The following is a 20,227-nucleotide window of genomic DNA, read 5'->3' as shown; positions in this document are numbered from 1 at the left end:
TCAAATCTCCCTGTCAAACTGAGGATCAGGCTGTTTCTTCAGATGCCCGGACGTCGCGTTTTCAAATACCTCAAAGTACTGTTTCGTGCCGTACTTCACATCAAATCTGCTCGCCGTCAACTTCGCGGCGCTGCGCAGGCAGTCGTACTCATCAACGCAATCAAGAACCCTGGCAATACGTTTGGCGATACCGTGATGATCGAAGAAATCCACCAGCATTCCATTGTGGCCATCAACGATCACCTCCCTTACCGGAGCCGTATCTGACGCTACTACCACACACCCAGCCGCCATCGCCTCCAGTAACGACCACGACAAAACAAACGGATACGTCAAATAAACATGCACCTTTGAACATGCCAGAACTGCCCGGTAAGTCTGATAAGGAAGCTTCCCTGTGAAATGAACGTTGGAATGATCGAAACTTACCTCTGCCTCCATCCTGCTGCGCCAATTTGCATAGCCAACCGGCTTACACCCATAACTGACGGCATCACCGCCCACTATGACTATCTGCGCATCGGGATACTCAGCCTGAATATGCGGGATCGCTCGCATAAAACTATGAAACCCGCGATAGGGCTCAAGATTCCTCGCGACATAAGTAACGATCGGCTGCCCAGCTCTCAGCTCGACTCCATTGGGCAACCTGACTGCCCCAGCTTTCGCCAGGTAAGCACTTTGAATGACGCCCTCGTGAATAACCCGAATGGCCGACTGATAAGCTGCCGGAAACAGACTGCGCTGCCACCGCGTGGGTGCAATGGCAATGTCACATTGCTCGAGATTCAAAAGATGCAGCGAATTGAGCACTCGCAGCCTTGATGACTCCCTTGTGGCTCGCGGGAATTCAGGGTCGAACCCGGAATCCGCGCCCTGCGCTCGATAGTAAAATTCGCAATAGTGAATAAGCGGCGTGTCGGGATAGACATCCTTGACGAAGAGCGTTTCCCCCCATCCGGGATGAGCGAGAATCACATCTGGCCGATAACCCGCCTGTTTCAGCCTGCTCAGAATTTCAAAAACTTTCTGTCCATCAGTCACCGCTTGTTCGTAACGGGTCAGATAGGGGTGAATATCGCCCGATGCTCTGCTGGCAGCGCGGTATCGATATATTTTCACCTCTGCGATACCCGGCGCCGTATCCCGACCTATCGCCAAAACCTCATGACGCCTGTCAATTGCCGCCAGCACCACATGACGGAACTGGCCCGGAAAGTTTTGGTGAATCACAAGAAGCTTCATAGCGGCATCGTCCTTTATTCGCCGCTATTGAACTGAGTTTTGCTCACCTCGATCGGCAGGAACAAACGCTAACAAATGCAATGGAATGAAACTGTAGGAAGCGTCTGGGAATGCCCTAGGAGATGGCTAACGGGACGACTTTTTCGACGGGCACAAAAAAGCGGCGCTAATAGCGCCGCTTTCATTTGCGTGGATTTACCAGAGAACGCTGCGTTTATCAGGCCTGTACGCAAAGTCTCATACTTGGTTTATGGAGTTTGCTCACGGAGTGTTTTTACACTCGTGAACGCTGGAAGCGCCAACCCGCGCCTTCCCAAGGATGACTCTTTGACTATGGACAGTCTAATGACGGGCAATACCCTCGTACTCACACCTTCGCAGAATCACCTGCTCTCCCCTGACGATCATGCCGCGCCTGGAACTGACGACACCGACTCGTCAAATGCAGGCACCAGTGCCATCCGGCAACCGCTGGGTAATCCTGGAGGGGCATTGTCCTGGCCGATTCCCCTGGATGCGGACAAACAACGGCGCCTGCGCCTTATCACGATGAATCATGCGCACCATTTGGGTGACCAGCCGCTGGTGATGCAAACCAGGGGCGGCGTGCTGGAATTCCTGCGTTATTGCCAGCCCCTCCCGACGCACGTGGGCAATGATCCGGTCCAGATACTCGAAGCGCTGATCAATTCTCCGCAGGGGCAACTGATGGGCAAAGCGCTGCAACAAAGGATGCAAGGCATCGACAGCGATCGCAGCGTGACGGATTACCTCCTGGCCGGGATTGCACTGCAGCTGGACCCTGAATCGATTGCCACCCCCGATCGCCGCAAAGTAGCAGGCTTCGATCTGACCAGTGACCTGCATTGGGGGCAACGCGCATCGGTGGTCGTGAATGGCCTGGCTGATCACTTGAGCCGTGAAGGCAGAACCAGTGCCGCGCTGGCAACCGTGGCGGCGCACCTATTGCTGGCGAGGTCGGCCCCGCAGTTTCTGATCAAAGACATTCCCCAGAGTGTGAGAATCGCTAGCCAGGCTTGGGCCAATCTGACCATTGCGGCTTTGACCATCGAAGCTCAGGCACCGGGAAACATTCCCGACATGACATTCGCCGAAGTCATGAGTGAGGCCGAAAAAGCCCGGCTGGCTGAGCCAACGTTCACCCAATATGCCCAGATAGCCGCCTTGATCGATTGGGCGGTCGCCAGCGGAATTATCACGAAAAGAAACGATGACACCTACACCGCTGAACAACTGGACAGCGTAAGGACGGCATTCAACCAACAACTCGATGATCGGCTTTCGGCCTCCGGAATACTGGACAAAGAAATACCAACGCGGAAAAACATCGCCTTGGCGGTGCTGATAGAACGGTTCGGAGATTTGGGTGCGCTTTTCGAAGTCAAAGCCCTCGCTACTGACGTGTATCGCGGGAACAGCGAACAAAACGGGTTCAGTGGCAGCCATTCGCTGCTGGACTACGCCATGATGGATTTACCGAATCCGAGGCCGCTTGTGTCGCGGGATTCGCGCATCCAGGTGGAGGCCTTGAACAACAACCCGACGTTTGGCGTCCGGGAGGCCTTCGACCGCCAGTTCACCCGTGCCATCGAGGATAAAAAGGCCGCCGTCAATACAACGGTCAGACACCTGATCTCGCAGTTGCCATTGGAGGATAGAAAGAACTTCGAATTCGGAAAAATAACTTTTTTCCAGCAAAGCTCATTCGTGACAGATGGTTTTTTTAACCATACGCCCTGCCCAAATGAACCGGAACTGCTGATCAAGACCGAACTGAACGGCAATATCCAGGCGTACGAAATCGACATCAACAAAGACACGATTGAACGGACGGGTTTGTACCGGGCGAAGCTGAAGGAATCCAGGGAGGCGAACAAGTATTTCAAGACCCAGGCACTGTTGCCCCGGGATGCGTCATCCGATCTGGCTCTTGAACACGCCGTGAGCAACTCGCTCCTCAATAGCTTCAACAGCGCTCGATCCCATGCGATTGCCAACGCATTTGTGCAACACCTTGATCTCGACGACCCGGCAATAAAAGACCTGGCTCGCGGCCAGACCCCCTTGGACGAATACTACCAGCCCAAGGCACTCGGCGAATTCTTGTTGAACCTGATCCCCTTCAGGTCAGCCATCGCCAATATTCAGAAGGGCAACTACGGCGAGGCGGTGTTTGATCTCACCCTGGATATTTTCGGTTTTCTCACCGCAGGTGCCGCCACCGCTGGAAAACTGATCAAGATAGCCGGCACGGTTCTCTCCACCGGCGCCAAAGTGTTGAAAAGCGTTCATGTCATCGGAGTCGCCACCATCGGCGCGCTCAACCCCGTCAGTGGCTTGGGTGATCTGGCCAGGCTCGTGGGCTCCGGGGGCCTTTATCTTCTGTCCAAAGGTCGCAAAGCCATCAATCGGCTCAGGGGCGCCGCCGACCGTTACGATGTATTGAAGGCTATCAGTAAACAATATGAAGCTGCGGCAACGGGTGCGATCAAAGTCGCCGACGACACAGTCGAAGGTGCCGCCGTGCTCAAGAGCGGTCAATGGTATTCCTTTGATGTCGACACGATGCGCCCTTACGGCAGCCCGCTCGACGACTTCGTGGTCGCCACCCAGACTGTCGCCGGCAAGTTGCACCACGCGGATTTCGATGATCTGGCCGATCTGAGCTACAGGATGTTCGGTCACTTCAGCGTGCCCGAATCTACAATCGCCGGGCTCTCACCCAACAGCAGAGGCTTGTATATTGCTGCCGATGGGCACGTGTCCCATATCCGTCATACCGATAGCAGCGGAAGAACGGCTGTTTACGAGGTCAGACAAGTCCAGCGTATGCAGGACGGCTCGATGGACGCCCATGTTTATCACGAAAACCGCAAGACCCATTTGCTGCTTCGCAATATAGAGGGTGACCGGTGGCAGCGAGTGGGTGCGCCAGGGGGAGGTGATGTGGAGATTTCTGCATTGCATTTGCGGATATGGAAAAATTTGACGCCGGCGCAACAGCAGCTGATTACCCGCAAAGGATTTGCCCAACAGTATCTATTACCTCGAAAAACATTCGAATATTACGTCAATTTTGACGGCACATTGAGCGATGCCGGCAAGGTGGTGCTTGAGCGCCCCGTCGACACTCCCTTTAATGTGCCGAACGAAGCGCAAATCCTTGAATGGCAGGGCATGACGCAGGCCAAGCGTAACAAAACGACCATGGCGGGATTTGCCGGTCACCATCACTTAAACACACAAACCTTCAGAGCTTTCGTAAGAACCGACGGTAGCTTGGCGCCGAAGGGCGAAGTGCTGCTGCACAAAGCGGCCGGTGGTACCTATAACAAAATTACCAATGACCATTTACAGCAGTGGAATGAGATCTTCAGGCGACCGGGCAATGTGATGACAGCCACGCAGTTCAGGGATCAACATCAGCTCAACCCCTCTCTATGGCAGAGGTACGTCAAGCGAGATGGATCCCTGAAAGAGGCAACGGTCGAACGTCTCAACAAGGCAGGAAAAAACACCGACCAACCTGTACCCACTCAGCAACCTGATGCACAGGTGATTCGGGAAATCGAGGTACCCGGCCGGATTCTGGAGGGCAAAACCCGGAAGATCACTGCCGAGGACCTGCGGCAATGGGAGAAACTGCTTCAAGCAAAGCAACCGGAGCTCACCCGTGAAAGCTTCGCGTTCCAGCATAACCTGCCGAAAAAAACATTTGAATACTACGTGAAGCTTGACGGCCAATTGAGCGAAACCGGCGTACGCGTGCGTGACCGCCCGACAGACCAGCCATTCAATCGGATAAGCGAAACGCATGTCCGTGAATGGCACCACATGCCCCAGATAAAACGCGACACCATGACAATTCAAGGGTTTTGCGGTCATCATAATATTCGCTTGAGTAACTTTGGCAGCTATGTGGGTGCCGATGGGAGCCTGAAGCCAACAGGACAATCCCTGCTGCACCGAGCAGCCGGTGGCACCTATAACAAATTGACCGATGAACATTTACGTCAGTGGGACCTGCTTTCCAGGCAGAGCAAAGACTCCCGCACGGAGGTAGCGGACTTCGTTCAACAACACGCAATCAACCCTGTTAGCTGGCAGACGTACGTCAAAGTCGATGGAACGCTCAGAACCAAAGCCAGGCAGCGTATCGGAAGTGGAGCACGAGGCACTGTTTTGCCCGATGTAGCCCAGCAACTGCCAGGCCAGACTTCTAGAGTGCGCACGCAAAGGATCGTTGCCAAACATTTGCAGGACTGGAAGAACTTGCCGCAAGCGGAGCGAGACAGGCTCACACGCCGGGGCTTTGCACAACAGAACAAGCTGCCCTGGAAAACATTTGAGTACTACGTGAAGCCTGACGGCGAGCTGAGCGCGACCGGTGTACTAGTGTTCAAGCGTCCTGCCGTGCTCCCCTTCAACAAGCCGGATGAAATACATGTCAGTTATTGGCAGAACATGTCTCAGCCAGAACGAGACAAGATCACCGTTGAAGGATTTGCCGGTCATTATCATCTTCATTCGAATACCCTCTACAGTTATGTACGGGCCGATGGACGTCCTGGGCCTAAAGGACAGCCCCTGATACAGAAGGTAGAAGACCTTACTTATAACGTGATTACCGACGAGCACTTACGCCAGTGGGACTCGATTTTCAAGCTTGCGGACAACACCGTTACGGCGAAGGATTTCATGCGCCAGAACGGACTCGATCCACGCCAATGGATAAGCTACGTCGACATAGACGGCACATTGAAAGAACCCGCCTTGCTGCGTATCGAAGGCACGGGGCAAAGTAGCAGGCCACGCCTTGAAGGCCGGCAACCTGAACCGGGTACGTCACAAAAGCGCCCGGCGCAGGACTCGCTGGAATCACCGCCAGCAAAAAGACCCGCGGAAACGCCTGAGCGTGCCGAAGAAGTTCCAGGCCCCTCTTCGGACATTTTGCCTGTCTCCATCAAGGTTGAACCCGGCATTACCTCGCTCTTGCGTCCTCATGAGATCGACAACACGCTACCGATTCTGCAGGATCCGAAAAACTGGAGAATCAGCCGGACCTTATCCGCCGAAACGTCGTTTGATAAAATCGCTATCGCCAACTGGAATGGCCTGCTTGACGGTCTCAAAGGCGCAGAACGAAAGCGCGTTGCAAAGCAGATCAAGGAATCGATCAAAGACTGGTTGCATAGCGAAGGACATCATCAGTCGCGGTTTGACAAGAATCTGGAAGTGGCCACGGCCGTGGATGACGGCCCCCCTCGCGGCACCTCGGTGTGGGCGATACGCGATATTCCCAAGTTTGAAGTGCTTGGACCGTACGCAGGCAAACTCCATGAATCAGAACAATCGTTGTTTCAGGAGATGCGCACACAGGGTTCACGCGCGGTGCTGACCTACTTGTTCGGTACACGTTCGGGCGAACGCTCGGTGAGTGCGCTGCACACGGGCAATACAATGAGCCTGATCAATACCTCGCAACTGGGCGATCAGCCGGCATGGAAGTCGAATAACGTCATTACCATCGCAGTTGGAAAAAACCTGACGTTCTATGTGGCACTGAACGACATCAAAAAAGGTGAAGAACTGCTGGTGGACTATGGACTGACCTATCAGCCGATACCGGATATCGCCATCAAGCCCGATCCTGATAGCTGATAGCTGATAGCTGATAGCTGATAGCTGATAGCTGATAGCTGATAGCTGATAGTTTGGGCGCCAAAGCTGCTACGGGTGCGTTGTACAATTGACTTCATCCTGGTGATATCCCCGGGCACAAAAAAGCGGCGCTTCAAGCGCCGCTTTTCATTTGCGGGTAATTACCAGCGGTTGCCGCGTCCGTTGTGGTCACCGCGTCCACTGTGTCGGTCGTAATTGCCACGACCGCGATGATCGTTATCCCAACCGCCACGACGGTGGCCATCCCAGCGCCCGCGATCGTTGTCGTGCCAGCGACGGCTTTCGTAATAACGCGGAGCCGGTTGATAGTAACGCGGCGCCGATTGGTAATAGCGCGGTTGCTGGTAATACCGCGGGGCTGGCTGGTAGTAGCGTGGCTGCGCGTAATACGTGCTGCCACCGTTGTAATACGTGCCGCCCGTGTTGTAGTAAGCCGGTGCGGGTGATGTGTAGACCTCAGAGCTGTAATACGAGTCCGCGTAAGAGTACGGGACGCAACCGGCAACGGAAAACATCAACGCAGCAAGTAGAAGAATTCGTCTATACATGGCGGCCTCCTGGACCGCGGGTTGGCCACACCAGCGACGCTGGCAGGCGACAGTCATTTAATCGGTGACTGTCGAAAAATCAGACAGCGTTTTCGGCATCTGGTGCGTTCCTGCAACAAGTTGAAACAAGTGATTGATGAAATCCTGTTCATTTGGAAAACGCTGTCATTCAGCCGCTGATCAATGGTGGCCACCGTGATATCCGCCGCCGTGATAACCCCGTCCGTAACCGCCTCGATAGCCGTAGCCACCGTGGTAATAACGCGCGCCGCCGTAGTAGCGCGGACCGTAATAACCACCGTAGTAATAAGGCGAGTAATAGCCGGGAGAGTAGTAAGTAGACGGATACCCATCGTAGGGACCGGCGTAGTAATAACAACCAGACAAGCCTAAACCGAGCACCGCTCCCAGCAGCACCCGACGCAACGTTTTTTGAATAAGCATGGCGGCCTCCTGAAAGACCCGCGACAGCAGTCGGCACAGACCGGCTGACATCTGTTTTGACTGACGAAGCCATGCCGAGTGCCAACACGCCAAAACCATCGGATCAGCGGCAAACGCGCTGCATCACGGTGCAGCCGCGCACCAACACAAAGCGCCTCAGCGCCCTCGCCGCCAACCCTAGGCAACCCGCGCGCCCGTGCCAGAGCGCCTGACGCGACTTGGCACGCGTCTCGCTTTAGCAAACCCGTGCAGGAGTCATCACAGGTTCGCGGCACCACAATTTGCAATGGCTGACTAGGGTTCCGGCTCGCAAGCGCGAGTGGCTGGTCCGAGAGTTGGCGACCTCCAGTTGAGGTTACACGGCGGGACAAAAGCCCGGGAGACAAGCCACCGTTCGCGGTGCCGCGTTGCCTTCCTGTCCGCCCTTGATCAACTGGAGAATCCACCATGACCCGACTACGTTTGCCCGCCCTGCTCGCCGCCGCCTTCGCCGCGCTCATCAGCAGCCAAGCCCCCGCCGCCCAGAAAGATCACTTCAGCGTGTGCTGGACGATTTACGCTGGCTGGATGCCATGGGAATACGCTGGCAGCCAGGGCATTGTCGACAAATGGGCGAAGAAGTACGGGATCAAGATCGACGTCGTACAGCTCAACGATTACGTCGAATCGATCAACCAGTACACCGCCGGCCAGTTCGACGGCTGCACCATGACCAACATGGACGCACTGACCATTCCAGCGGCGGGCGGCGTCGACAGTACTGCACTGATCGTCAGCGACTTCTCCAACGGCAACGACGGCATCGTCCTCAAGGGCGAGGGCAAGAAAGTCGCCGATCTCAAGGGCATGGACGTCAATCTGGTCGAACTGTCGGTCTCGCACTACCTGCTGGCCCGGGCGCTGGACTCTATGGATCTGACCGAGAAAGACCTGAAAGTGGTCAACACTTCCGACGCCGATATCTCCGCCGCTTTCAACACCGCGCAAGTCAACGCCGTAACCACGTGGAACCCGATGCTCTCGGACATCAAGGCCAAACCGGGCGTGACCGAAGTGTTCAACTCCAGTCAGATTCCCGGCGAAATCATGGACATGATGGTGGTCAACAGCGCCACCCTCAAAGACAACCCGGCATTGGGCAAAGCGCTGACCGGTGCATGGTTCGAAGTGGTCGATTTGATGAATGCCAAGAACGCTGCAAGCAAGGCTGCGCTGGAGCACATGGCCAAGGCCTCGGGCACTGATCTGGCCGGATTCCAGGCGCAACTCGACACCACCAGACTGTTCGCCACGCCAAGCGAAGCGTTGAACTTCGCCACCAGCAAGCAACTGCCGGAAACCATGCGCAAGGTCGCCGAGTTCTCGTTCCAGCACGGCTTGCTCGGCGAAGGCGCGAAAGATACCAGCGCGGTCGGCATGGCCTTCGCCAACGGCGTGACCAGTGGCGATACCGGCAATCTCAAGCTGCGTTTCGATCCGACCTACGTGCAGATGGCCGCCGACGCCAAGCTGTAAGCCACGGAGGATTTGGCCATGCGCCTGATCAATCGCCACCCGGATCGCCCGAGTCGCCTGTTGCTGGTGATCCTGCCGTTCGTCCTGGTGTTGTTCGCCTACTTCATGGGCTCGGCCGAGCGCCTGGCGGACAACCCCAACGACAAACTGCTGCCCAGCGCCGCGCAGATGAGCGACGCGGTAAAACGCCTGGCCTTCAATGCCGACAGCCGCACCGGTGACTACCTGTTGTGGCAGGACACCGCGTCGAGTCTGCGGCGTCTGGCGATTGGCCTCGGCATCGCTGCGCTGGCCGGGCTGTGCCTGGGCATCGCAGCCGGTACGTTGCCGCTGTTCGGCGCGCCGTTGTCGCCCTTGCTGACGGTGTTGTCGATGGTGCCGCCGCTGGCGATTCTGCCGATTCTGTTCATCGTTTTCGGTTTGGGCGAATTGTCGAAGGTCATGCTGATCGTCATCGGCATTACCCCGGCGCTCGCTCGCGATCTGGAACAACGCGCCCGGGAAATACCGGTCGAACTGCTGATCAAGGCGCAGACCCTCGGCGCCTCGACCTGGACGCTGATGCTGCGCGTGGTGCTGCCGCAACTGCTGCCGCGCTTGCTGATCTCGTTGCGGCTGATGCTCGGCTCGGCGTGGTTGTTCCTGATTGCCGCCGAAGCAATTGCCTCCACCGACGGCCTCGGCTATCGGATCTTTCTGGTCCGGCGTTATCTGGCGATGGACGTGATTTTGCCGTACGTGGTGTGGATCACCCTCCTCGCCTGGCTGATGGATTGGGGCCTGAAATACCTGACCCGTCGCGCCTTCCCTTGGTATGAGGGGGCCGCCAAATGAGTTTCATCACGGTAAAAAACGTCTGGCAGCAATACGCCGATCAGGTCGTGCTGGAAGGCTTGAACCTGAGCGTCAACGAGGGCGAATTCTGCACCCTGGTCGGCGCGTCCGGTTGCGGTAAATCGACCTTCCTGCGCCTGCTGCTCGGTCAGGAAACGGCGAGTCGCGGCGAGATTCTGCTCGACGGTCAAGCGCTGGCCAGCGAGCCGGATGCCAGCCGTGGCGTGGTGTTCCAGCGCTACTCGGTGTTCCCGCATTTGAGCGTGCTCGACAACGTCGCCCTCGGCCTTGAACTGCCGCGTGCGCCGTTGCTGGGTCGCTTGTTCGGTAACGCCAAACGTGAGGCGCGCGAACAGGCCGCAGCATTGCTGGAAAAAGTCGGCCTCGGCCATGCGCTCGACAAGTACCCGGCGCAGCTGTCCGGCGGGATGCAGCAACGACTGGCGATTGCCCAGGCACTGATCATGAAACCGCGCGTATTGCTGCTCGACGAACCGTTTGGCGCGCTCGATCCGGGCATCCGCAAAGACATGCACGCCTTGCTGCTGGAACTGTGGCGCGAGACCAAACTGACGGTGTTCATGGTCACCCATGACTTGTCCGAAGGCTTCAGCCTCGGCACGCGTCTGCTGGTGTTCGACAAGGTTCGCCTCGACCCGCATGCCCCCGGCGCCTATGGCGCGCGCATCACCTACGACATCCCTTTGAACAGCGACCGCCGCGCCCAACGCGCCGCCGTCGACGCCCTGCCGTTGCCACTGGCAGGCGCCCTTCGCACCGCTTGAGAGGATTGCTCCGATGAATAAACCAATGACCGATTCAACCCAACTGTTCCCACCCTTTGCCGAAGAAATGCTCCCCGGCGGCGGCCACCGTTCCTTCGTGTTGAAGCGCGGCCAATTGTTGCGCCTGACCGATCTGCGCGGCGGCGCCAACGTCAGCCTGACCCTGCTCAACGCCAACGAAAAAACCGAACGGCTGAACCTGCCCGACAGCCTCAAATGCCAACACACCGCCAAGCTCACCGCCGGCCATTGCCTGTACTCGGACATGGGCCGCGTACTGGCCGCAATCACCGCCGACACCTGCGGTTGGAGCGACAGCCTCGGCGGCGTGCTCTGCGCCGAAGAGGTCGCGCAGAAGTACGGTCAGGGCCGCTATCAGGAACTGCGCAACGGCTTCTTCCGCAACGGCACCGACAACCTGTTGGTGGAACTCGGCAAGTGGGGCCTGGGCCTGTCCGACTTGCTGATGACCCTCAATCTGTTCAGCCGGGTGAATGTCGATGAGGCCGGGCGTTTCCACTTCGTCGAGGGCAATTCCAAGGCCGGCGATTACATCGAGTTGTACGCGCCGATGGACACGCTGGTGGTGCTCACTGCGCTGCAACACCCCATGGACCCGGCACCGGAATACACGCCAAAACCGCTGAAGCTGAGCTGGATGAACGCCGACGCCAGCGTCGCCGAACACTGCCGCACCTCGCGCCCGGAAAATGAGCGCGGCTTTATCAACACCGACCGTTTGTTCGCCTGAGGATCGCTGCCATGTCAGTTGCTATCGCCACTTCGCAAAACCAACCCGATGCAGCGGTGTACCGCGCCACGATCCCGGCCGGTGAGCCGTGGTTGATGGAGGTCAAGGCCGGCCAGACCCTGCGCATTCTGGACATTGAAGGCAATCAGGCAATCGATACCTTGTTCTACAGCCTCGCCAATCCCAAGGAACGCTACGACGTACAACGCACCTTGCGTCGGCAGAACAGCGTCTACCTGACCTCCGGCAGCGTGCTCTATTCCAACCTTGGCCACGCGATGCTGACCATCGTCGCCGACACTTGCGGACGCCACGACACCCTCGGCGGCGCCTGCGCACAAGAGAGCAACACCGTGCGCTACGCCCAGGAAAAACGCTACATGCACAGCTGCCGCGACAACTACCTGCGCGCCTGTGTGCATGACGGCCGACTGGGCAAAGGCGACATCGGACCGAACATCAATTTCTTCATGAATGTACCGGTGACGGCGGATGGCGGGCTGACGTTCGAGGACGGGATTTCGGCGCCGGGCAAGTACGTCGATTTACGTGCCGAGATGGACGTGATCGTGCTGATCTCCAATTGCCCGCAGTTGAACAACCCGTGCAACGCCTACAACCCGACACCTGCGGAGCTGCTGGTATGGAACTGACTATCCGCCGTTTACGCCGTTGGCTATTCGCCCTGTGCCAGGCCCGTTCCGGGCAGTGCCTGAAATCCCCCAGACAACCCTAAACCCTGTGGGAGCTGGCTTGCCAGCGATGGTGGTGTGTCAGTCACCATTGATGTTGGAAGTGCTGACGTCATCGCTGGCAAGCCAGCTCCCACAGGGAATTTCAGGTGGTTTGAAGTCAATGTGTTTTTTCATCCGGGACGGCCCGGATGTCTGTCGAAAAACGGCGGGACGGCCCGCTTCCCCTTCAGGGGTTATGCCATGTTCGAAAAAGTCCTCATCGCCAACCGTGGCGCCATCGCCTGCCGCATCCTGCGCACCCTTGCTTCACTGCAGGTCAAAGGTGTGGCCGTGTATTCCGAAGCCGACGTCGCCAGCCTGCACATCCTGCACGCCGATGAAGCCCACAGCCTCGGTGAAGGCGCCGCCGCCGGCACCTATCTGGCAGTCGACAAAATCCTCGCCATCGCCAAGCAAAGCGGCGCCACGGCGATCCATCCCGGCTACGGCTTTCTCTCCGAAAACGCCGCGTTCGCCGAAGCCTGCGCAGCACACAACATCGCCTTCATCGGCCCGACGCCAGAACAACTGCGGGTGTTCGGCCTCAAGCACACCGCCCGCGCCCTGGCCAAACAGCACGGCGTGCCGATGCTTGAAGGCACCGAGTTGCTCGACAGCCTCGATGCCGCGCTGATCGCTGGCGAACAGGTCGGCTACCCGGTAATGCTGAAAAGCACCGCCGGTGGTGGCGGCATCGGCATGCGCGTGTGCCGCAGCGCCAGCGAATTGAGCGAATCCTTTGAGGCAGTCAAACGCCTCGGCCAGAACAATTTCAGCGATGCCGGCGTATTCATCGAGAAGTACATTCAGCGCGCACGGCATCTGGAAGTTCAGGTGTTCGGCGACGGTCGCGGTGAGGTCATCGCCCTCGGCGTGCGCGACTGCTCGGTGCAGCGGCGCAATCAGAAAGTCCTCGAAGAAACCCCGGCGCCGAACCTGCCGGACGGAATGGCCGAGGAGCTGTGCGCGGCGGCGATCAAACTGGCGAAAGCCGTGAACTATCGCAGCGCCGGTACCGTTGAATTCGTTTTCGACAGCGAGGCTCAGCGCTTCTATTTTCTCGAAGTGAACACGCGTTTGCAGGTGGAACACGGCGTCACCGAACAGGTCTGGGGCGTCGATCTGGTGTGCTGGATGGTTGAGCTGGCGGCGGGAGATTTGCCGCCGCTGAGCGAGTTGTATCATCAGCTGAAACCCGAGGGCCATGCGATTCAGGCGCGGCTGTATGCGGAAGATCCGGGGCGGGATTTTCAGCCGAGCCCGGGCTTGCTGACGGCAGTGGAGTTTCCACCGGCCAACGGCATTCAACTGCGCATCGATACCTGGGTCGAGGCCGGCTGCGAGATCCCGCCATATTTCGATCCGATGATCGCCAAGGTTATTACTTGGGCGCCCACCCGCGATCAGGCGCGGGCCGAATTGCATCAAGCGCTGGGCGCCAGTCTGTTGTACGGCGTGGAAACCAACCGTGATTATCTGCGGCAGATTCTCCTCGATGCTCCGTTCGCCAGCGGTGAGCCGTGGACGCGTTGCCTGGAAGGTCTGATCTATCGCGCCAACACCTTCGAAGTGCTCAGTGCCGGCACGCAAACCAGCGTGCAGGACTATCCCGGTCGCCTCGGTTACTGGGCTGTCGGTGTGCCGCCATCGGGGCCGATGGACAGTCGCGCGCTGCGTCTGGGCAATCGCTTGCTCGGCAACGATGAAAGTGCGGCGGCGCTGGAAATCACCATGAGCGGACCTTTGTTGCGCTTCAATTGTGCAGCGGTGGTCGCGGTGACCGGCGCGCCGATTGCCCTGACGCTTGAAGGTGCAAGCGTGCCGATGAACACCGCTCTGCTGATACCGGCGGGCGCGACACTTCATCTGGGCAGCATCAGCGGCGCCGGGGCACGCAGCTATTTGTGCCTGCGCGGCGGTTTGCAGGTGCCGGATTATCTGGGCAGCAAAAGCACTTTCACCCTTGGCCAGTTTGGTGGGCACGGTGGTCGGGCGTTGCGTGCCGGTGATGTGTTGCATATCCCTGCGCTGACTGACCGCAGTGCCGGTCAGCAACTGGCCGAACAGCACATCACCGCGTTGCCGGCGGTGCGGCAGATCCGGGTGATTTACGGCCCGCACGGCGCGCCGGAATACTTCACGGAAAACTACATCGGCACTTTTTTTCAAACCCAGTGGGAAGTGCATTTCAACTCCAGCCGCACCGGTGTTCGGCTGATCGGGCCGAAGCCCGAGTGGGTGCGGGCCGACGGTGGCGAGGCCGGGTTGCATCCGTCGAATATTCATGACAATCCGTATGCGATCGGCGCGGTGGATTTCACCGGCGACATGCCAGTGATCCTCGGCCCGGACGGCCCGAGCCTTGGCGGTTTTGTTTGCCCGGTGACGGTGATTGAAGCGGATCTGTGGCAATTGGGGCAGCTCAAGGCGGGCGATAAAATCCAGTTCATTCCCGTCAATCTAAAAACCGCTCGCGACCTCGCCTGTCAATGGGATAACTGTGGGAGCTGGCTTGCCAGCGATGGGGCCCGTCCAGACACCGCATTAACTTCATCGCTGGCAAGCCAGCTCCCACAGGATCTTGTGTCGCCTGTGGTGCTGGCGTTGGGTCAGGGTGATATGCGCTTGGTCGGGCGGGTTTCTGGCGACACTCATTTACTGCTGGAAATCGGCGAGCCTGAGCTCAATCTCGTCCTGCGCTTCCGCGCCCACGCCCTGATGCAGGCACTGGAAAGCAAATCCCTGCACGGCGTGATCGACCTCACCCCCGGCATTCGCTCATTGCAGATTCACTACCAGCCGGAGCAACTGCCGCTCACCGATCTGCTCGGCATCATCGCCGGCGAATGGGACGCGGTGTGCGCCGCCAACGACCTGCAAGTGCCTTCGCGCATCGTGCATTTGCCGCTGTCGTGGGACGACCCGGCCTGCCAGTTGGCCATCGAAAAATACATGACCACCGTGCGCAAGGACGCGCCGTGGTGCCCCAGTAACCTGGAGTTTATCCGCCGCATCAACGACCTGCCCAATCTCGACGAAGTGCAGCGCACCGTGTTCGACGCGAGCTATCTGGTGATGGGCCTTGGCGACGTTTATCTCGGTGCGCCGGTGGCCACGCCGCTCGATCCGCGTCATCGTCTGGTTACGACCAAATACAACCCGGCGCGCACCTGGACCGCCGAGAACTCGGTGGGCATCGGCGGCGCCTATATGTGCGTGTACGGCATGGAAGGCCCGGGCGGTTATCAGTTCGTCGGGCGCACCTTGCAGATGTGGAACCGCTATCGCGAAGTCGCCGCGTTCGATGGCAAACCGTGGCTGCTGCGCTTCTTCGATCAGATTCGTTTCTACCCGGTCAGCGCCGAAGAACTGCTGCGTATCCGCCGCGATTTTCCACTCGGGCGCTTCGAGCTGAACATCGAACACAGCCAACTCAACCTCGGCAATTATCAGGCGTTTCTTGATCGTGAAGCCGAAGGCATCAGCGCCTTTCGCGCCCAACAACAGGGTGCCTTCAATGCCGAGCGCGAACGCTGGATCGCCAGCGGTCAGGCGCATTTCGACAGCGAAGAAGCCGTGCCGGAATCGACCGAGGATGCGCCACTGGCCGACGATGAACACAGCGTCGACAGCCACATTGCCGGCAATCTCTGGCAGGTGCAGGTCGAGGCCGGCAGCCGTGTCGCGGCGGGCGATGTGCTGGTGATTCTCGAGTCGATGAAGATGGAAATCCCGGTAATCGCGCCGATGGCCGGCGTGGTGCGCGAGATTCGCGTGCAACCCGGTTCGGCGGTACGCGCCGGACAACGGGTCGTGGTGCTGACACTCGACTGAAGCCAACTGGATAAGGATCTACTCATGAATCTGCAACTCGATGTTCTGCGCCAGGCCTATCGCAATGGCGACACCACACCGCGTCAACTGCTGCCGAAACTGCGCGAGAAAGCCGCCGCGCTGAACCCGGATTATCACCTGTTCATCCACCTGCTCAGCGTCGCCGAACTGGAGCCCTACCTTGCCGCCCTCGACGGTCGCGACCTCGACAGCTTGCCGCTGTACGGCGTGCCGTTTGCGATCAAGGACAACATCGATCTGGCCGGCATACCGACCACCGCCGCGTGCCCGGACTTTGCTTATGTGCCGGAACGCTCGGCGACCATCGTCGAGCAGTTGATCGCCTTGGGCGCGATACCGCTGGGCAAGACCAATCTTGATCAATTTGCCACGGGGCTTAACGGCAGCCGCTCGCCTTACGGCGCTTGTCCGAACAGCGTATTGCCGGAATATCCGTCCGGCGGTTCCAGCGCCGGTTCGTCGCTGGCGGTGGCGTTGGGCGTGGCGAGTTTTGCCTTGGGCACCGATACCGCTGGCTCCGGTCGGGTGCCGGCGGCACTGAATAATCTGGTTGGATTGAAAGCGAGCAAAGGGCTGATCTCCACCGCCGGTGTGCTGCCGGCGTGTCGCACGCTGGATTGCGTGACCACGTTTACCGCGACGGCGAGTGAGGCGAGTCAGTTGCTGGCGCTGACGGCGAAACTCGATCCGCGCGATGAATACAGCCGCCGTAATCCATCATGGAATGACGGCTCGGCGTTTGGTGCGCCACGCGCGTTTCGTTTCGGCGTGCCACGCGCGCAGGATCTGGAGTTTTTCGGTTGCGTCGAAGGGCCGCTGTTGTTCGGCGATGCCATCGACCGGCTCAAGGCCTTGGGTGGCGAAGCGGTTGAACTGGATCTGTCGCCGTTCCTCGAAGCTGCGCGTTTGCTTTACGAAGGGCCGTGGGTTGCCGAGCGTTACAGCGTTGCCGGCGAATTGCTGGAGCACAATCCCGAAGCTGTTTTGCCGGTGATCCGCGCCGTACTGGCCAAGGCGCCGGCGGTGACCGGCGTGCAGACCTTCCGCGCGCAGTATCGGCTGCAAGCCTTGAAAGCGCTGTGCGATCAGGCCCTCGAAGGCCTCGACTGCGTGCTCACCCCCACCATCGGCCGCCCGGTGACGCTGGCCGAACTGCACGCCGAACCGGTGCTGCGCAACTCCGAACTGGGTTACTACACCAACTTCATGAACCTGCTCGACTACGCCGCCGTCGCCGTGCCGAGCGGGTTCATGGCCAACGGTTTGCCGTGGGGTGTGACGTTGTTTGGTCGGGTCTTCACCGATCAATATCTGCTGAGCGTGGCCGATGCGCTGCAGCGTCAGCAAGACAATGCGCTGCCAACGCCCCCGAACGTTGCACGCAGTGATCGCGCACGCATTGTGGTGTGTGGCGCGCATCTGCAAGGGTTGGCGTTGAACTGGCAACTGACGCAGCGGGGTGGGCGTTTGCTGGAAACAACGTTGAGCTCGCCGGATTATCAACTGTATGCGTTGGCCGGCGGCCCGCCGCTGCGGCCGGGCATGGTGCGAGTGAAGGATGGCGGTGTGGCGATTGCGGTGGAAGTGTGGGAGTTGCCGAGCAGTGAGTTGGGCTCGTTCCTCACCGGGATTCCGGCGCCGCTTGGTCTGGGCAAGGTGCAGTTGGCGGATGGGCGGTGGGAAAGCGGGTTTATTTGTGAGCCGTATGGTCTGGAAGGTGCGCTGGACATCAGCCATTTGGGCGGCTGGCGGGCGTATCTGGAAACTCGGAGCTGATCTGGAAACCATGTCCCCGGTCTCAAACGTAAAGCATGTACCCGGTCTTTACCCACCCTAACCCTCTCCCGGTGGGAGAGGGGACTGACCGAAGTGGTTGTCAGGTGGTTGTCATTCGGTGATACCGAGTCGAACTCGGGTTTTGAAATCACCACAATTTAGCCCCCTCTCCCTCCGGGAGAGCGCTGGGGTGAGGGAGCGGTGCTTCTGACACACCCTCAACGTCAAATCCCCCGCCATTTCAGGCATAAATCCCGCAGTCTTTTCCCGGTCATCCCACTAGAATGCATGCCATCGGGCCACTGCCAACGGAACTGCCATGCCGCTTCGTTCTCCCCTGTACTCGCAACGCTCGCTGGTCCTGACGCTGATCGCCCTGCTCGGCGCCGGGTTCCTCGCCACGTCGTTGCTGAGTTACTACGCCTCCCGCGCATCGATCCGCGACAACATCGTCAACACCGAATTGCCGCTGACCTCAGACACGGTCTACTCGGAAATCCAGAAAGACCTCGTCCGGCCGATCCTGATTTCCTCGATGATGTCCCGCGACACCTTCATGCGCGACTGGGTGGTCAACGGCGAGCAGAATCCCGAGCAGATGACCCGTTACCTCGACGAGGTCATGACCCATTACGGCGCTTACACCGCGTTCTTCGTCTCCAACGCCAGCCACACCTACTACCACGCCAAAGGCGTGCTCAAGCAGGTCAAGGTCGATGAGCCGCGCGATGCCTGGTACTTCCGCGTACGCGACATGAAGGATCCGTACGAGATCAACGTCGACCCGGATCTGGCCAACAAGGACAACCTGACCTTCTTCATCAACTACAAGGTTTACGACTACCACAACCGCTTCATCGGCGCGGCGGGCGTCGGTCTGACCGTGGACGCGGTGATCAAGCTGATCGACAAATATCAACAGCGCTATCAACGCAGCGTGTACTTCGTCGACACCTTCGGCCGACTGGTATTGACCGGCGCCGAGGGCGGACCTGAAAGCGCGCATATCGGCCAGAGTCTCGGCGAACTCGAGAGCATGAAAAGTCTGGTCAGCCAGTTGCCGAAACCGCACAGCGGCAGCTACGAATATTCCGCCCACGGTCAGGGGCATTTCCTCAACGTGCGGTTTATCCCGGAGCTGAACTGGTACCTGTTTGTCGATAAACGCGAAGACAGCGCCCTAAGTGAAATCCGTCAGTCGCTGTACCTGAATCTGCTGATCTGCCTGCTGGTGACGCTGATTGTGCTGGCGTTGCTCAACCGCGTAATCAAACGCTACCAAAGCAAAATCCAGGCGCAGGCCATTCTCGACAGTCTCACCGAACTGCCCAACCGGCGTGGCTTCGACATTCTCGCCGCACAGGCCCTGCACGAAGCACAACGCGAAACCAAACCACTGACCGCGCTGCTGCTCGACCTCGATCATTTCAAGGTGTTGAACGACACCTACGGGCACATGGCCGGCGATCAGGTGCTGATCGGTTTTGCCCGCGATCTGCAAAGCTGCCTGCGCCACGCCGACATTGTTTGCCGCTGGGGCGGTGAGGAATTTATCGTATTGCTGAAGGACACCGATGGCGACACCGGTCAGAAAATTGCCGAAAAGATCCGCCAACACGTCGAACAACACGAATATGCCTACGACGGCCACCGCCTCAATCTGACGGTGAGCATCGGCGCCACCACCCTGCAACGCGATGACACCTTGCACAGCCTGCTGTCGCGGGCCGATCATGCGATGTACCGAGCCAAACAAACCGGCCGCAACCGCACCTGCGTGGAAATGCCTCACTCGACTTATGCCTGATTCCGACGTTAAACCCGACCATTGCCCGGCCTGCGGCGCGCGCAACGACTGCAGCTTGGCAGACCCGCGCACCGCCGACCGCGAATGCTGGTGCTACGGCGTGAGCATCGACCCGGCCGTGCTTGAAGCACTGCCGCCAGAACTGCGCAACCAATCCTGCCTGTGCCCGCGTTGCGCGCAAGTCGAGGCGCAACTGCAAGCAGCCAAGCGGCCGATCCCGTAAGATGCGC

13 protein-coding genes and 1 riboswitch are annotated in these 20,227 nt (G+C 58.8%); of the genes, 10 read left to right on the top strand and 3 right to left on the bottom strand.

Going from position 1 to position 20,227, the window contains the following annotated elements:
* A complete protein-coding gene (locus RMV17_RS06880; protein ID WP_311886091.1) occupies nucleotides 1-1,245 on the bottom strand; it encodes a glycosyltransferase family 4 protein in 1,245 nt (414 codons plus the stop codon).
* Nucleotides 1,246-1,590: 345 nt separating this feature from the next.
* On the opposite strand from RMV17_RS06880, the gene RMV17_RS06875 reads away from it, so the two are divergent.
* Nucleotides 1,591-6,927 (top strand): SET domain-containing protein-lysine N-methyltransferase, encoded by a 5,337-nt coding sequence (locus RMV17_RS06875; RefSeq protein WP_311886090.1) that lies wholly within the window; start codon nucleotides 1,591-1,593, stop codon nucleotides 6,925-6,927.
* A 161-nt stretch (nucleotides 6,928-7,088) separates the two neighbouring features.
* Here RMV17_RS06875 and RMV17_RS06870 read toward each other — a convergent pair whose 3' ends face one another.
* Both RMV17_RS06870 and RMV17_RS06865 read right to left on the bottom strand, forming a co-directional pair.
* Nucleotides 7,089-7,496 (bottom strand): hypothetical protein, encoded by a 408-nt coding sequence (locus tag RMV17_RS06870; protein WP_034153134.1) that lies wholly within the window; start codon nucleotides 7,494-7,496, stop codon nucleotides 7,089-7,091.
* Nucleotides 7,497-7,676: 180 nt separating this feature from the next.
* Nucleotides 7,677-7,940 (bottom strand): hypothetical protein, encoded by a 264-nt coding sequence (locus RMV17_RS06865; RefSeq protein ID WP_034153133.1) that lies wholly within the window; start codon nucleotides 7,938-7,940, stop codon nucleotides 7,677-7,679.
* A 283-nt stretch (nucleotides 7,941-8,223) separates the two neighbouring features.
* Nucleotides 8,224-8,324: riboswitch (guanidine-I (ykkC/yxkD leader) on the top strand.
* A gap of 63 nt (nucleotides 8,325-8,387) precedes the next feature.
* Between RMV17_RS06865 and RMV17_RS06860 the strand changes: the two genes are divergently transcribed.
* The 9 genes from RMV17_RS06860 to RMV17_RS06820 all read left to right on the top strand — a co-directional run bounded on the left by RMV17_RS06860 (nucleotide 8,388) and on the right by RMV17_RS06820 (nucleotide 20,220).
* On the top strand, nucleotides 8,388-9,455 hold the full coding sequence (locus RMV17_RS06860; RefSeq protein ID WP_311886089.1) for a putative urea ABC transporter substrate-binding protein: 1,068 nt from the start codon (nucleotides 8,388-8,390) through the stop codon (nucleotides 9,453-9,455).
* Nucleotides 9,456-9,473: 18 nt separating this feature from the next.
* Nucleotides 9,474-10,289: an ABC transporter permease gene (locus tag RMV17_RS06855; RefSeq protein WP_311886088.1), complete on the top strand. Its 816-nt coding sequence runs from the start codon at nucleotides 9,474-9,476 to the stop codon at nucleotides 10,287-10,289.
* The gene (locus RMV17_RS06850; protein WP_034153130.1) at nucleotides 10,286-11,074 is read left to right on the top strand and encodes an ABC transporter ATP-binding protein; all 789 of its coding nucleotides are present in this window, start codon (nucleotides 10,286-10,288) and stop codon (nucleotides 11,072-11,074) included. Before RMV17_RS06855 ends, RMV17_RS06850 begins: the two co-directional genes overlap by 4 nt.
* Before the next feature lie 25 nt (nucleotides 11,075-11,099).
* Nucleotides 11,100-11,825 (top strand): urea amidolyase associated protein UAAP1, encoded by a 726-nt coding sequence (locus RMV17_RS06845; protein ID WP_311886087.1) that lies wholly within the window; start codon nucleotides 11,100-11,102, stop codon nucleotides 11,823-11,825.
* Between the two features lie 11 nt (nucleotides 11,826-11,836).
* On the top strand, nucleotides 11,837-12,478 hold the full coding sequence (locus RMV17_RS06840) for an urea amidolyase associated protein UAAP2 (protein ID WP_311886086.1): 642 nt from the start codon (nucleotides 11,837-11,839) through the stop codon (nucleotides 12,476-12,478).
* 282 nt (nucleotides 12,479-12,760) lie between these two features.
* Nucleotides 12,761-16,393, top strand: a complete 3,633-nt coding sequence (gene uca / locus RMV17_RS06835) for an urea carboxylase (protein WP_311886085.1) — start codon at nucleotides 12,761-12,763, stop codon at nucleotides 16,391-16,393.
* Between the two features lie 24 nt (nucleotides 16,394-16,417).
* Nucleotides 16,418-18,190, top strand: coding sequence for an allophanate hydrolase (gene atzF, locus RMV17_RS06830; RefSeq protein WP_311886084.1), 1,773 nt, complete (start codon nucleotides 16,418-16,420; stop codon nucleotides 18,188-18,190).
* 319 nt (nucleotides 18,191-18,509) lie between these two features.
* Nucleotides 18,510-19,997 (top strand): sensor domain-containing diguanylate cyclase, encoded by a 1,488-nt coding sequence (locus RMV17_RS06825; RefSeq protein ID WP_311886083.1) that lies wholly within the window; start codon nucleotides 18,510-18,512, stop codon nucleotides 19,995-19,997.
* On the top strand, nucleotides 19,990-20,220 hold the full coding sequence (locus tag RMV17_RS06820) for a cysteine-rich CWC family protein (protein WP_064119704.1): 231 nt from the start codon (nucleotides 19,990-19,992) through the stop codon (nucleotides 20,218-20,220). The genes RMV17_RS06825 and RMV17_RS06820 overlap by 8 nt, the downstream gene beginning before the upstream one ends.
* Nucleotides 20,221-20,227 lie beyond the last annotated feature (7 nt).

The sequence above is a fragment of the Pseudomonas sp. VD-NE ins genome, from assembly GCF_031882575.1.
Classification (GTDB): Bacteria; Pseudomonadota; Gammaproteobacteria; order Pseudomonadales; family Pseudomonadaceae; genus Aquipseudomonas; species Aquipseudomonas fluorescens_BZ.
Note: the sequence above shows the minus strand (reverse complement) of the source record. Positions and strands in the feature narration are given on the sequence as shown.